Below are 15,543 nucleotides of genomic sequence, written 5' to 3'. Positions count from 1 at the left end.
GGCGGGACGCGGGCGGGTCATCGCGCCCGGTCGCCGAACTCGCTGTCGATGAAGTCGAAGAGCTCGTCGTCGGAGGCCTCGTCGAGACCCTCGACCGTGCCGTCGTCCGGCCCCGGCTCGGAGCGCGGTACGCCGTTCCCGACGAGCCCGAGCAGGTGCTCGAGCCGGGCGGCGATCGCGCCGCTGCGGCCGTTGCCGCCGATCGTCGCCAGCGTCGACCCGATGCGGTCGAGCTCGACCAGCACCGACTCGGCCGCCTCGCCGGGGTCACCGGCCCCGGACGCGTCGAGCGCGCCGAGGAGGTGTGTGGCGAGCTCGGCCGGGGACGGGTGGTCGAAGACGAGCGTCGTCGGCAGCGTCGCGCCGGTCGTGGCCTGCAGACGGTTGCGGAGGTCGACGCCCATGAGGGAGTCGAAGCCCAGGTCGAGGAACCCGGTGCGCTCGTCGAGGGTCGCCGGTGACGGGTGGCCGAGCACGTCGGCGACCTGGCGCAGGACGTGGTCGAGCACCGCGTCCGCCCGGGCCGGGCCGTCGAGCCCGTCGAGAGCCAGGGCCGTCGTCGTCCCCGTCGTCGTGCCGGAAGTCGTGCCCGGTGCCGTGGCGGGGACCAGCGCCCGCAGCGCCGCCGCGACGTTCCGGCCGGACGCGCGCAGCGCCGCGACCTGGACCGGCAGCGGGGCGACGACGGGCACGCCCGCGCCGAGAGCCCGGTCGAACGCGGCCAGGCCCTCCTCGGCCGTGACCGGCGCGATCCCGGACCGCTGCATGCGGGTGCGGTCGGCGTCGTCGAGCGAACCGGCCATGCCGGCGTCGGTCCCGAGGTCCCACGGCCCCCACACCAGCGACAGCCCCGGCCGGCCTGCGGCCCGGCGGTGCTGGGCGAGGGCGTCGAGGAAGGCGTTCGCCGCCGCGTAGTTGGCCTGGCCGGGCGCGCCCAGGACTCCGGCGGCCGAGGAGAACAGGACGAGCGGCACGTCCTCGTCGCGGGTGGCCTCGTGCAGGGCCCAGGCCCCGTCGACCTTCGGGCGCAGGACCGTCGCGAGCCGCTCGGGCGTCAGGTCGTCGAGCAGGCCGTCGTCGAGGACGCCGGCCGTGTGGACGACGAGCGAGGCTCCACGGGTGAGGTCGCGGGCCGCGGCGCGGTCGGCGACGTCGCAGGCCACGACCTCAACCTCGGCGCCCGCCGCCCGCAGCTCCTCGACCAGGTCCGGGACGCCCGGGGCGTCGGCGCCCCGCCGGCCGGCCAGCACGAGCGAGCGCACGCCGTGGGCGAGGACGAGGTGGCGCGCCACCCGGGTGCCGAGGGCCCCCGTCGCACCGGTGAGGACGACCCGGCCACGGAGCTCGACCCGCTCGTCGTCGGGCCGGGGGGTCAGGCGGACCGCGAGGACCCGGCCGTCGCGGACCGCGACCTGCGGTTCGGCAGCGGCCCCGGCCGCGGCCACTGCGGCGCGCAGGAGCGGGGCGGGGTCGGTGACGTCGCGGTCGAGGTCGACGAGCAGCAACCCGTCCGGTCGTTCGGCCTGGGCGCTGCGCACGAGGCCGGCACAGGCCGCCACGGCGGGGTCGGGGTCGTCGGTGTCGGCGGCGAGCCCGTTCCGGGTCACGACGACGACGAGGCCCGCCCGTTCCTGCTGCAGCGTGCGCAGCAGCGTGGCGGTCGCCGTGTGCGCGGCCGCGGCGGGGTCGGGTCCGTCGGTGTCGACGGCGACGACGAGGACGGCGGGCTCGGTGCCGGGTTCGTGCGGCACGGCGTCGAGCCCGGGGAGCTCGCCGAGCAGGGACCAGTCGGTGGCCGGGTCGCCGACGGAGGTCGGGTCGCCGGCCGGCAGCTCGTGCCAGGTCGGGGCGAGCAGCGGGTCGGTGCGGGCGGCGCGTGCGGCGGCCACCGCGTCGTCGGGCAGGGGGCGGAGCACGAGCCCGCCGACGGTGGCGACCGGTGCTCCGTCGTCGGGGTCGACGAGGGTGAGGGTGACGGTGTCCGCGGCGTCGGCGGCAGTCAGGCGGGCGGTGACGGCCCGCCCGGCCGTCCGGTGCAGCGTCACGTCCTGCCAGGTGAAGGGGAGCCGGGCCCGGCCGTCGTCGGGGAGGAGGCCGAGCCCGACGGCCTGCGCGACGGCGTCGAGCAGGGCCGGGTGCAGGAGGTGCCCGTCGGTCGCGACGGGTTCGGGGAGCCGGGCCTCGACGACGAGGCCGTCGTCGGTGCGACGGGCTGCCCGCAGTCCGCGGAACGCGGGTCCGTAGGTGAGTCCGGCGCTCGCGAGTCGGTCGGCGAGCTCGGTGACGTCCGCGGGGTCGCCGCCGGTCGGGAGGTCGCTGGGGGTGGTCGTCGGGGTGGCGGTGAGCGTCCCGACGGCGTGACGGGTCCAGCCCGCGTCGGTGCCCCCGGGGCGCGAGTGCAGCGCGACGGTGCGGGTGCCGTCCACCGGGGCACCGACCTCGAGGTGGATCGCGACCCCCTCGTCGTCGGGGACCACGAGCGGCAGTTCCAGGGCGAGGTCGGCGACGTGCGGGGTCCCCACCCGGGCTCCGGCGTGGAGGGCGAGCTCCAGCATCGCCGTGCCGGGCAGCAGGACCGCGCCGGCGACGACGTGGTCGGCCAGCCACGGGTTGGTGGCCGTCGAGACCCGGCCCGTGAGCAGGCACCCGCCGTCCGGTCGGTCGATGGCCGCGCCGAGCAGCGGGTGCTCCCCACCCGTGAGCCCGACGGCAGGGAGGTCGCCGGCCCGGCGGGGCGGCGCCGGGGGCCAGAAGCGTTGGTGCTGCCAGGGGTAGGTGGGTAGGTCGGTGGGCTGTGCTCCAGGCAGGACCTGGGGCCAGTCGACGTCGACGCCTGCGGCGTGCAGCTGTCCCAGCGCCTTCATGACGTCGGGCTGGGCCGGGATCCCGTGCTCGGCCAGCGCGCTGAGCGTGGCGTCGGGCCCGAGTTCGAGGACGACCCCGGCGTGCATGGTCTGCAGGGTGTCGGCGAACCGGACGGTGTCCCGGACGTGGGAGACCCAGTGCTCCGGGTCGGTGATCTGCTCGGTCGACCCGTTGGAGACCACGGGGATCTGCGGTGCGTGGAAGGTCAGCTGCTGCACCACGGCGCGGAACTGGTCGAGCATCGGCTCCATCCGCGCCGAGTGGAACGCGTGGCTCACCGTGAGCTGCTTCGTGCGCTCGAAGTGGCTCGCGACCTCGGCGACTGTCTGCTCGTCGCCGGAGATGACGCATGCCCGGGGTCCGTTCACCGCCGCCAGGTCCACGCCCTCGGTGAGGTGTGCGCGGACCTCGTCCTCCGAGGCCGCGACCGCCACCATGGAGCCGCCCGCCGGGAGTTCGCCCATCAACCGGCCACGGGCCTCCACCAGCCGGCACGCATCGTCCAGGTCCAGCACCCCCGCGCAGTGCAGCGCGGAGATCTCCCCGATCGAATGCCCACCGAGCACAGCGGGCGTGACGCCCCACGACTCGAACAGCCGGAACAGCGCCACCTCCAGCGCGAACAACCCCGCCTGCGCGTTCTGCGTCTGCGCCAGCAGCTCCGCGTCGTCGCCGAACACGATCCCGCGCACATCGCTGGGGAAGCGCTCGCACACCGCGTCGAACGCCGCCCGGAACACCTCGAAGCCCTCGTACAGGTCGCGGCCCATCCCCGGCTGCTGGGAGCCCTGCCCGGTGAACACGATCCCCAGCTCGCCACCACCGGCTCGTTGCGGCGACACCGACCGCAACGCCCTCTGCAGCTCCTCGACCGAGGACCCGGTCACCACCGCCGACCACTCGAACCGGCTCCGCGTCGTCGCCAACGAGTACGCCACATCCGCCGCCGACTCCACCGGCCACGCATTCAGCGCCGCCGCCTGCGCCGACACCGCCTCCGGGGTCCGCCCCGAGAGCACCCACGGCACCGGCTGCGCGAGTGGCGCCTCTCTGACGTCAGATGTCAGCGACGGACCATCGCTGACATCCACGTCCGGCACCGACCGTGTCCCGCCACTGACACTGGACGTCCACCGTGTGCCACCACTGACATCCGGCGCCCCGACCTCCGGCACCGAGCGTGTCCCGCCACTGACATCCGACGTCAGCCGTGTGCCACCACTGACACCCGGCGCCTCCAGCACCACGTGCGCGTTCGTCCCACTGATCCCGAACGACGACACCCCCGCGCGGCGCGGACGATCACCGACCTCCGGCCACGGACGCGACTCCGCGAGCAACGACACCGCCCCGGCCGACCAGTCCACCTTCGACGACGGCTCCCCCACATGCAGCGACGCCGGCAACGTGCCGTGCTGCATCGCGAGCACCACCTTGATCACACCCGCCACCCCGGCGGCGGCCTGCGTGTGACCCAGGTTCGACTTCACCGACCCCAGGAACAGCGGCTCCACGCGATCCGACGCCGACCCGTACGTGGCCAGCAGCGCCCCCGCCTCGATCGGATCACCCAGCGACGTCCCCGTCCCGTGCGCCTCCACCACATCCACATCCGACGCCGACAACCCACCCGCCGCCAACGCCGCCCGGATCACCCGCTGCTGCGCCGGACCATTGGGCGCGGTCAACCCGTTCGACGCCCCGTCCTGATTCACCGCCGAACCCCGCACCACCGCCAACACCCGATGACCGAGCCGCTCCGCGTCGGACAACCGCTCCACCAGCAGCATCCCCACGCCCTCGCCGAACCCGGTGCCGTCCGCCGTGTCCGCGAACGCCTTGCACCGGCCGTCGGGAGCCAGGCCCCGCTGGCGGGAGAACTCGCCGAGCACCCCGGGCGTGGCCATCACGGTCGCGCCCCCGGCGAGCGCCAGGGAACACTCGCCGCGCCGGAGCGCCGCCACCGCGAGGTGCAGCGCCACCAGCGACGACGAGCACGCCGTGTCCACCGTCAGCGCCGGTCCCTCCAGCCCCAGCGCGTACGCGACCCGGCCGGAGGCGACGCTGCCCGCGGTGCCGTTGCCGAGGTGTCCCTCGACGCCCTCCATCGCGTCGAGCGACGCGATCAGCACCGATTCGTAGTCGTGGCTCATGACGCCGGCGAACACACCGGTCGCGGAGCCGCGCAGCGACGCCGGGTCGATCCCCGCCCGCTCGATCGCCTCCCACGACGCCTCCAGCAGCAACCGCTGCTGCGGATCCATCGCCAACGCCTCCCGCGGCGAGATCCCGAAGAAGCCCGGGTCGAAGTCGGCGGCGCCGTCGAGGAAGCCGCCGACCCGGGTGCTGATGCCGCGCTCGGCGTCCGGGTCGTCGGCGTCCGCGCCGAGGTGCCAGCCGCGGTCGTCGGGGAACGCGGCCAGCCCGTCGGCCCCCGCCGCGAGCAGGTCCCACAGCGATTCTGGAGAAGACACCCCGCCCGGATAACGGCACGCCATGCCGACGATCACCACCGGCTCGTCGTCGACCGGGCCGACCACTCCCGCCGTCGGGACCTCCGCCTCCGCGCCCCCGAGCTGCGCGTCGAGGTGGTCGACGAGGGCACCGGGGCTCGGGTGGTCGAAGACGAGGGTCGCGGGCAGGCGAAGCCCGGTCGCGGCCTGCGTGCGGTTGCGGAGCTCGACGGCGGTGAGGGAGTCGAAGCCGAGGTCGCGGAAGGCGGCATCGGTGTCGACGGCGGCCGCGTCCGCGTGGCCGAGCACGGCGGCGACGAGGCCCCGGACCACCTCGAGCAGCCGGCGACGGCGCTGCGCGGACGGCAGCGCCGCGAGCGTGCCGTCGTCGCGGGCGGGGGCCGCAGCCGACCGACGGGTCGTCCGGCGGACCAGCGAGGAGAACAGCGGCGGGAGCACGCCCTCGCCGGCCATGCGCGTGAGACCGCCCCGGGCGAGCTCGATCGGGACGAGCACGGGGGCCGGGTGGGCGAGGGCGTCGTCGAACAGGGCGAGGCCGTCGGCCGTGGACATGGGCGCGACACCGCCGCGAGCGAGGCGGTCGCGGTCGACCGCCTCCGTCATCTCGCCCGCCTGCTCCCAGAGGCCCCACGCGAGGGAGATCGCCGGCAGGTCGCGGTCGTGGCGATGGCGGGCGAGGGCGTCGAGGTAGGCGTTGGCGGCGGCGTAGTTCGCCTGACCGGGGGCACCGATCGTGGCCGAGGCCGAGGAGAACAGGACGAACGCGGCGAGGTCGTGGGTGAGCTCGTGGAGGTTCCACGCGGCGTCGACCTTCGGGCGGAGCACCCGCTCGAGCCGCTCGTCGTCGAGCGAGGCGAGGGTGGCGTCGTCCAGGACGCCCGCGGAGTGGACCACCGCCGTCAACGGATGGGCGGGGTCGACCTCGGCGAGGACGCCGGTGAGGGCGTCGCGGTCGGCGGCGTCGCAGGCCACGAGACGAACGGTCGCCTTATGGCCCTGCAGCTCGGAGACCAGCGCCTCGGCGCCCGGCGCGTCCGGACCACGGCGTGAGAGCAGGAGCAGGTGCCGGACGCCGTGCTCGACGGCGAGGTGGGTCGCGACCAGCGCACCCAGCCCACCGGTGGCCCCGGTGACCAGGACGGTGCCCTCCGGGTCCAGGTCGGCGACCCGGTCGGCCGGCTCGGCGCGGACCAGCCGCGGCACGCGGAGCGCCCCGGAGCGCACGACGAACTGCTCGTCCCCGTCGGCGGATGCGGCGAGGGCGGAGCGGAGGACCGCGGCGAGGTCGTCGGGGGCCTCGGCGGGGTCGAGATCGACCAGCACGATCCGTCCGGGGTCCTCGGCCTGGACCGAGCGGACGAGGCCGGGCACGGTCGCGCCGGCGAGATCGACCGGTGCGCCCGCGAGGGCTCCCCCGGTGAGCACGACGAGGCGGCGGTCCGTCTCCTCGTGCTGCTGCAGCAGGTGCAGGGCCTCCCGCGCGGCGGTGTGGGGATCGGTCGCGCCGCGCAGGTCCGCGACGACGGCGACCGGCTCGTCGTCGGTGACGGGCAGGCCGGGATTCGTCCCGACGACGGCGAAGGCCCCGTTCCCGACGGCGGGCGGGGCCGGGACGGGCTCCCAGGCGACGGTGAACATCCGGTCGCCGCCCGGCCGCTCGACCGCCGTGTCGGCGACCGGGCGGAGCGCGAGCCGGCCGACGTCGAGCACGGGGGCACCCTCGACGTCGGTGGCGCTGAGCCGGATCCCGTCGCTGCCGGTGGCGGTGAGCCGGACGCGCAGGGCGGTGGCGCCCGTGGCGTGGACGGTGGCGCCGGCCCAGCTGAACGGCAGCCAGGCGCGCGTCGCGCCGGACCCGTCGTCGAGCAGGCCGCCGGTGGCGAGGGCGTGCAGGGCGGAGTCGAGCAGGGCGGGGTGCACACCGGCCCAGGGAGCGGCGGGCGGGTCGGCGTCGTCGGGCAGGGAGACCTCGACCAGGACCTCGCCGTCGCGACGCCAGGCGTCCCGCAGTCCCCGGAAGAACGGGCCGTAGTCGAGTCCGAGGCCGGCCAGGTCGTCGTCGAGGTGCTCGACGTCGAGCGGCTCCGCATCCTCGGGTGGCCACGCGCCGGTCGGGTCGGCCGGGGTGTCGCCCTCGGCGAGGGTGCCGTCGGCGTGGCTGGTCCACGCCTCCGGGTCGTCCTCGGGGCGGGAGTGCACGGCGACGGCCCAGCGGGTCGGGTCCTCGGTCGGGGTCACGCCGACCTGCAGCACCGTCGGGGTCCGGTCGAGCACCAGCGGGGCGTGGAGGGTGAGTTCCTCGACGCCGGTCGCGCCGACCTCGTCGCCGGCGCGCACGGCGAGCTCGAGCAGGGCGGTGCCCGGCACGACCACCCGGCCACCCACCGTGTGCTCGGCGAGCCACGGGTGCGTCGTGGTCGAGAGGCGACCGCTCAGCACGACCCCGCCCGCTCCCGCGATCGCGACGACCGCCGGCGTCAGGGGGTGCGTGGTCGCGGCGAGCCCGGCCCCGGCGATGTCACCGAGGAATGCCGCGGGCTTCGGCCAGTAGTGCTGGTGCTCGAAGGCGTAGGTCGGCAGGTTCTTGACCGGGGTCGCCTCGCCGATCACGGCGTCCCAGTCCGGCGTGATGCCGCGGACGTGCAGCGCTCCCAGTGCCAGCAGCGCCTGCCGGCGGGTGCCGTGATCGCGACGCAACGTCCCGACCACCAGGGCGTCGGGAGCGATATCCCCGACCGGCCCGGTGAGCACCGGGTGCGGGGAGACCTCCACGAAGACGTCGTGACCGTCGGCGGCCAGGGCTTCGATCGCCTGCTGCAGCTGCACGGGCCGGCGGAGGTTCTCCGCCCAGTACCCGGCGTCCATCGCCGCGGTGTCCAGCAGCTCTGCTCGGACCGTGGACAACAGCGGGGTGCTGCCGGTGACCGGGCTCAGCCCGCCCAGCTCTCCGCGGATGGTGTCGATGACCGCGTCGACGTGCTGCGAGTGCGACGCGTAGTCGACCGCGATCCGCTTCACCTCGACCGCCGACTCCGTGACGAACCGCTCGACCGCGTCGACATCACCTGAGACCACCGTGGACGCGGGCCCGTTGACGGCGGCAATCGAGAGGCCATCTGGCAGCTGGACCTGATCGGCGGGCAGCGGCACCGAGGCCATCGCCCCGTGCCCCGCGAGGTGCTCGCGGATCACCGTGGCGCGGCGCGCGACGACCCGCGCCCCCTGCTCGACGGTCAGACCACCCGCCACGACCGCGGCGGCGATCTCACCCTGCGAATGCCCCACCACCGCCGACGGCGTGACACCCCACGACGCCCACAACTTGGCCAGGGCGACCATCACCGCCCACGACGCACACTGCACCCCCACCACATCGAACGACTCATCACCGCTCTCGAGCAGCGCGCCGTGCAGGTCCCAGCCCAACTGGGGTTCCAGCGCGGTGCAGCACTCCCGGAGCTGCTCGGCGAACACCGGCTCCTCGGCATGCAGCGCGGCCGCCATGCCCACCCACTGCGCCCCCTGCCCCGGGAACACGAACACCGGCCCGGCACCCACCGACTCCGCCGCACCGGACACCAGATTCCCGGCCGGCTCACCAGCAGCCAGCGCGTCCAGCCCCGCCAGCAGCGTCTCGCCGTCGCCGACCACCACCGCCCGACGCTCGAACCGCGACCGACCCACCAGACCCGCCGCCACACCCGACGTCACGAACCCGCCGTTGCTCCGGGCCCACGAAGCGAGCCGCCGCGCCTGCCCGGCCAGCGCCCCCGCCGACCGCGCCGACAGGACCCACGGCTGTGCGAGTGGCGCCGTTCTGACGTCAGACGCCAGCAACGGACCATCGCTGACACTCGGCGCCGACTCCAGCACCACGTGCGCATTCGTCCCGGAGATCCCGAACGACGACACCGCCGCCCGCCGCGGACGATCCGCCTCGGGCCAGGAGCGCGCCTCGGCCAGGAGGGAGACCGCGCCCGCCGACCAGTCCACCTGCCCCGTGGGCTCGCCGAGGTGCAGGGTCGCGGGCAGCGTGCTGTGCCGCATCGCCTGGACCATCTTGATCACGCCCGCCGCGCCGGCCGCGGCCTGCGTGTGCCCCAGGTTCGACTTCACCGACCCCAGCCAGAGCGGCTCGTCCCGCTCCACAGCGCCGTAGGTCGCCAGGAGGGCCTGAGCCTCGATCGGGTCGCCGAGCGGGGTGCCGGTGCCGTGCGCCTCCACGGCGTCGACGTCGGCCGGCCCGAGCCCGGCGACCGCCAGCGCGTCGCGGATGACCCGCTGCTGCGACGGGCCGTTCGGCGCGGTCAGACCGTTCGACGCCCCGTCCTGGTTCACCGCCGAACCCCGCACCACCGCGAGCACCTCGTGGCCCAGCCGCTCGGCGTCCGAGAGTCGTTCCACCAGCAGCATCCCGACGCCCTCGGCCCAGCCGGTGCCGTCGGCGTCGGTGGAGAACGACTTGCACCGGCCGTCCGAGGACAGCCCGCCCTGGCGGGAGAAGTCGACGAAGGTCGCGGGGGTGGCCATCACGGTGACGCCGCCGGCGAGGGCCAGCGAGCACTCGCCACGCTGCAGGGCCTGGACGGCCAGGTGCAGCGTCACCAGCGACGACGAGCACGCGGTGTCCACCGTCAGCGCGGGGCCCTGCAGCCCGAGCACGTAGGCGACGCGGCCCGAGGCGACGCTGCCGGAGTTGCCGGTGCCGAGGTAGCCGAGGGCGCCGTCGGGCAGCGTCCCGAGCTGGGAGACGTAGTCGTGGTACATGACGCCGGCGAAGACCCCGGTGCGGGTGCCGCGCAGCGCCGCCGGGTCGAGCCCGGCGGACTCGACCGCCTCCCACGCGGTCTCCAGCAGCAGGCGCTGCTGCGGGTCCATCGCGAGCGCCTCGCGCGGGGAGATGCCGAAGAACCCGGCGTCGAACCACGCGGCGTCGTGCAGGAACCCGCCCTCGCCGGTGTCGGACGCGCCGGCGGCGAGCAGGTCGAGGTCCCAGCCGCGGTCGGTGGGGAACGGCCCGATGCCGTCGGCGCCGTCGGCGACGAGCCGCCAGAGGTCGTCCGGTGAGGCCACGCCGCCCGGGTAGCGGCAGGCCATCCCGACGATCGCGATCGACTCGTCGGAGGTCCCGACCGTCGTCGTGACCGACGCGAGCGCCCCGTCGTCGCCGACGAGCTCCGTGAGCAGGTGGGCGGCGAGGGCTTCGGGGCTCGGGTGGTCGAAGACGAGGGTCGCGGGCAGGCGCAGGCCGGTGGCCGCGGCGATGCGGTTGCGCAGTTCGACGGAGGTCAGCGAGTCGAACCCGAGGTCGGAGAAGGCGCGGGACGGCTCGACGGCGGCGGGCCCGGCGTGCCCGAGCACCCCCGCGACCTGGGTGCGGACCACGTCGAGGACGGCTTCGGCGCGCTCGGCCGGCGGGAGGGCGCGCAGCCGGTCGGCGAGCGGCGTGTCGGCACCGGTGGGCGTCGCCGCCCGGCGTGTGGGGGCGGGCACGAGCGTCGAGAACAGCGGCGGGAGGGTGCCGGAGCGGGCGTGCTCGCGCAGGGTCGCGAGCTCGAGGCGGACCGGGACGAGCAGCGCGGGGGCGTCCTCGGCGTGCAGCACGCCGAGGGCCGAGTCCAGCAGGGCCAGGCCGTCGTCGACCGCGAGGGGCAGGACGCCCGAGCGGGCGATCCGCGCGCGGTCGGCGGCGTCGAGTCCTCCCGCCATCCCGCCCTCGGTGTCCCAGAGCCCCCAGGCCAGGGCGAGCGCGGGCCGGCCCGCGGCGCGCCGCCGGGCCACGACCGCCTCCAGGGCCTGGTTCGCCGCCGCGTACGCGGCCTGACCGGGCGCCCCGGCGAGGCCGGCGAACGCGGAGAACGCGACGAGGGGCACGTCCCGGTCGCCGAGGGCCGCGTCGAGGACGTGGGCCGCGTCGAGCTTGGGGGCGAGGACGGTGTCGAGGCGCTCGGCGGTCAGGGCGGTCAGCAGCCCGTCGTCGAGGACACCGGCGGTGTGGACGACGAGGCCGAGGGCCGGGTCGTCGAGCAGGTCGCGGACGGCGACGGGGTCGGTCACGTCCACCGCGACGGAGGCCGCGTCGACACCCGCCGTCGCGAGCTCGCTCAGCAGGGTCGCAGTGCCCGGGGCGGACTCGCCCCGGCGGGAGGCCAGCACGATCCGCCGGGCGCCCCGACCCGCGAGATGGCGCGCGACCGCGGCGCCCAGCTCCCCCGAGGCGCCCGTGACGACGACGGTGCCGAGCTCGGCCTCGCGCCCGGCGGGCACGTCGGTCCGCACGATCCGGGGCACGTGCGGCGTCCCGCCGAGCACCGCGACCTGTCCCTCCGCGCCGGCGGCGACGGCCAGGGCGAGATCGTCCGGGTCGTCGAGGTCGACGATCAGGACCCGGCCCGGGTTCTCCGCCTGCGCGGACCGGGCGAGGCCGGTCGCGGCCGCCCCGGCGGGGTCCGGTCGGGTGGTCGGTCCGGTGGTCGCTCCGGTCACGACGACCGCGAGCGCGTCCGGGTCCGCGAGCACGGCCTGCAGCCGCGACAGCAGGTCGGCCGTGCGGGCGTGCACGGCGGCCGGGTCGTCGGACGGAGACACGGCGAGGACGACGACGGGGTGCCCGGCCGGGTCGGTGACCACGGGCAGTCCCAGGTCCACCCCGTGCTCACCGGGCAGCGCGACGGCGTCGAGCGCCGGGACCACCGCCGGGACCGGGACCGGGGTCCACGACCAGCCGTACATCGGCGGCCGGGGGGTCGTCGGGGTGGCGACCGGCCGCAGTCCGAGGGCGTCGACCGTGAGGACCGGCTGTCCGTCGGCGTCGGCGGCCAGCAGGGTGACCGTGTCGGCGGCGTCGGCCGGGGCGAGGCGCACCCGCAGGGTGTCGGCGCCGCCCGCGTGCAGCGTCACCCCCTGCCAGGCGAACGGGAGACGCGGCGCGCCGGTGTCGGTGTCCGGGAGGACGCCGAGCGCCGTGGTGTGCAGGGCGGCGTCCAGCAGCGCGGGGTGCAGGCCGAGCGCGGGGTCGGTGGTCCCCTCGGGCAGGGCGACCTCGGCGAACACCTCGCTCCCCCGGCGCCACGCGGCCCGCACGCCCCGGAAGGTCGGGCCGTAGTGCAGGCCGAGGGCGTCGAGGTCGTCGTAGAGGGCGGCGACGTCGACCGGTTCCGTGTCCGGCGGGGGCCAGGCGGCGAGGGCGGTTCCCGCTGCAGCAGGTCGGGTGGTGATCGCGCCGTCCGCGTGCCGCACCCAGGGGTCCTCGCCCCGGCGGGCGTGGACGGCGAGCGGGCGGGCACCGTCCGGGCCGGGGGCGTCGACGGTGATCTGCACGTCGACCGTCTCGCCCGGTGGGAGCACGAGGGGTGTCGCGAGGGTCAGGTCCTCCACCCCGCTCCCGCCGACCTCGTGCGCCGCGTGCAGCGCGAGCTCGAGGAAGCCGGTGCCGGGCAGGAGCACGACGTCGCCCACGACGTGGTCGCCGAGCCACGCGGGCCGCGTGGCGGCGAGTCGGCCGGTGAACACGACCCGGTCGCCGTCGGCGAGCGCGACGCGCGCCCCCAGCAGTGGGTGCCCGGCGTGCGCCAGCCCGACCGCCCCGAGGTCACCGGTCCACGTCCCGGACAGGTCGGGCCAGAAGCGCCGGTGCACGAAGGCCGTGGTCGGGACGTCGGTCCGCCGGGCGTGCGGCAGGACCGCCTGCCAGTCGATCTCGACGCCCGCCGCGTGCAGCTGACCGAGCGCCTTCATGACGTCGGGTCGGGCCGGGAACCCGTGCTCGGCCAGCGCCGACAGCGTGGCGTCGGGCCCGAGTTCCAGGACGACGCCCGCGTCCATCGTGGTGAGGGTGTCGGCGAAGCGAACCGTGTCCCGGACATGCGACACCCAGTGCTCCGGGTCGGTCACGTGCTCGGTGGATCCGTTCGATACCACCGGGATCCGCGGCTCGTGGAACGTCAACTGCTGCACGACCTGGCGGAACTGCTCGAGCAGTGGCTCCATCCGCGCCGAGTGGAAGGCGTGGCTCACCTGGAGCTTCTTCGTCCGCTCGAATTGGCTCGCGACCTCGGCGACCGCATCCTCGTCACCGGAGATCACGCACGATTGAGGGCCGTTCACCGCCGCCAGGTCGACCCCGTCGACCAGGTGCGCCCGGACCTCGTCCTCGGACGCCGCCACCGCGACCATCGACCCGCCGTCGGGAAGCTCCCCCATCAACCGGCCGCGGGCCTCCACCAACCGGCACGCGTCGTCGAGATCCAGCACTCCGGCGCAGTGCAGCGCGGAGATCTCGCCGATGGAGTGCCCACCCAGCACCGCGGGCGCGACACCCCACGACTCGAACAGCCGGAACAGCGCCACCTCGAGCGCGAACAACCCCGCCTGAGCGTGCTCGGTGCGCGCGAGCAGCTCGGCGTCGTCCCCGAACACGATGCCGCGCACGTCGGTCGGGAACCGGTCGCAGACCGCGTCGAACGCCGCCCGGAACACCTCGAAGCCGTCGTACAGCTCCCGGCCCATCCCCGGCCGCTGCGAGCCCTGCCCGGTGAACACGATCCCGAGCCGACCCGACCCGGCCCGCTCCGGCACCACCGACCGCAACGCCGTCTGCAGCTCCTCGGTTGACGACCCGGTCACCACCGCCGACCACCCGAACCGGGTCCGCGTCGTCGCCAACGACAACGCCACATCCGCCACCGACCCCACCGGCCACGCAGCCAGCGCCGCCGCCTGCGCCGACACCGCCTCCGCCGTGCGCCCCGAGAGCACCCACGGCACCGGATGTGCGAGTGGCGCCTCTCTGACGTCAGGTGTCAGCGATGGACCACCGCTGACACCGTGCGCCTCCAGCACCACGTGCGCGTTCGTCCCCGACACCCCGAACGACGACACCGCCATCCGGCGTGGGCGGTCCACCTCCGGCCACGCCCGCGCCGAGGTCAGCAGCGACACCGCACCGCGGGACCAGTCGACGTGCGGGGTGGGCGCGTCCACGTGCAGCGAGGCCGGGAGCACCCCGTGCTGCATCGCGAGCACCGACTTGATCACCCCGGCGACCCCGGCCGCGGCCTGGGTGTGCCCGAGGTTCGACTTCACCGAGCCGACGTAGAGCGGCTCGTCGTCCCGGTCGCGGCCGTAGGTGGCGAGGAGGGCGTCGGCCTCGATGGGGTCGCCGAGCCGGGTCCCGGTGCCGTGCGCCTCGACCGCGTCGACCTCCCCGGGCCCGAGCCCGGCGTCATCGAGGGCCGCGCGGATGACCCGCCGTTGGGACGGGCCGTTCGGCGCGGTCAGCCCGTTCGACGCCCCGTCCTGGTTCACCGCCGAGCCGCGGAGGACGGCGAGCACCGGGTGCCCGAGACGCTGCGCGTCGGCCAGCCGCTCCACGAGCAGCATGCCGGCGCCCTCACCCCAACCCGTGCCGTCCGCGGCGGCGGCGAACGCCTTGCAGCGGCCGTCGGCGGCGAGGCCGTTCTGGCGGGAGAACTCGACGAACGCGCCGGGGGTCGCCATGACGGTCACGCCGCCGGCGAGCGCGAGCGTGCACTCCCGACGACGGAGCGCCTGCGCGGCCCAGTGCAGCGCGACGAGCGACGCGGAGCACGCCGTGTCCACGGTGACCGCGGGCCCCTCGAGGCCGAGCGCGTAGGCGACCCGTCCGGACACGACGCTCGCGGCCGTCCCGGTGCCGCCGTACCCCTCGGCGGCCGACGGCGCGGCGGCGAGCACGGAGGCGTAGTCCTGGCCGTTGGTGCCCGCGAACACCCCGACGGGGGCGCCCCGCAGCGTCGACGGGTCGATGCCCGCGCGCTCGATCGCCTCCCACGACACCTCGAGCAGCTGGCGCTGCTGCGGGTCCATCGCGAGCGCCTCGCGCGGCGAGATGCCGAAGAAGTCCGGGTCGAAGGCGGAGGCGTCGTCGAGGAAGCCCCCGACGGCCGCGGCCGACCGGCCCGGGTGCTCCGGATCGGGGTGGGTCAGGCGGTCGAGGTCCCAGCCCCGGTCGTCGGGGAAGGAGCGGTAGCCGTCGCGACCCTCGGCGAGCAGGGCCCAGAGGGCCTCGGGCGTGGCGACGCCCCCGGGGAACCGGCAGGCCATCCCGACGACGGCGATCGGCTCGCGACCGGCCGCCTCCAGCTCCCGGACCCGCTCCCGGGTCTCGTGCAGGTCGGCGGTGACGCGCTTGAGGTAGCCCAGGAGCTTCTCGTCGTCGGCCACG

Annotated in this window: 1 protein-coding gene; it reads right to left on the bottom strand. The window is 75.8% G+C overall.

Features of this window, described 5'->3' with window-relative positions:
* Nucleotides 1–17 precede the first annotated feature (17 nt).
* On the bottom strand, nucleotides 18–15,542 hold the full coding sequence (locus tag WCD74_RS23280) for an SDR family NAD(P)-dependent oxidoreductase (RefSeq protein WP_337697276.1): 15,525 nt from the start codon (nucleotides 15,540–15,542) through the stop codon (nucleotides 18–20).
* Nucleotide 15,543: the final 1 nt, after the last annotated feature.

The organism is Actinomycetospora aurantiaca (assembly GCF_037401875.1).
Classification (GTDB): domain Bacteria; phylum Actinomycetota; class Actinomycetes; order Mycobacteriales; family Pseudonocardiaceae; genus Actinomycetospora; species Actinomycetospora aurantiaca.
The sequence above is the reverse complement of the archived record's forward strand: the minus strand, read 5'-3'. Positions and strand labels throughout refer to the sequence as shown.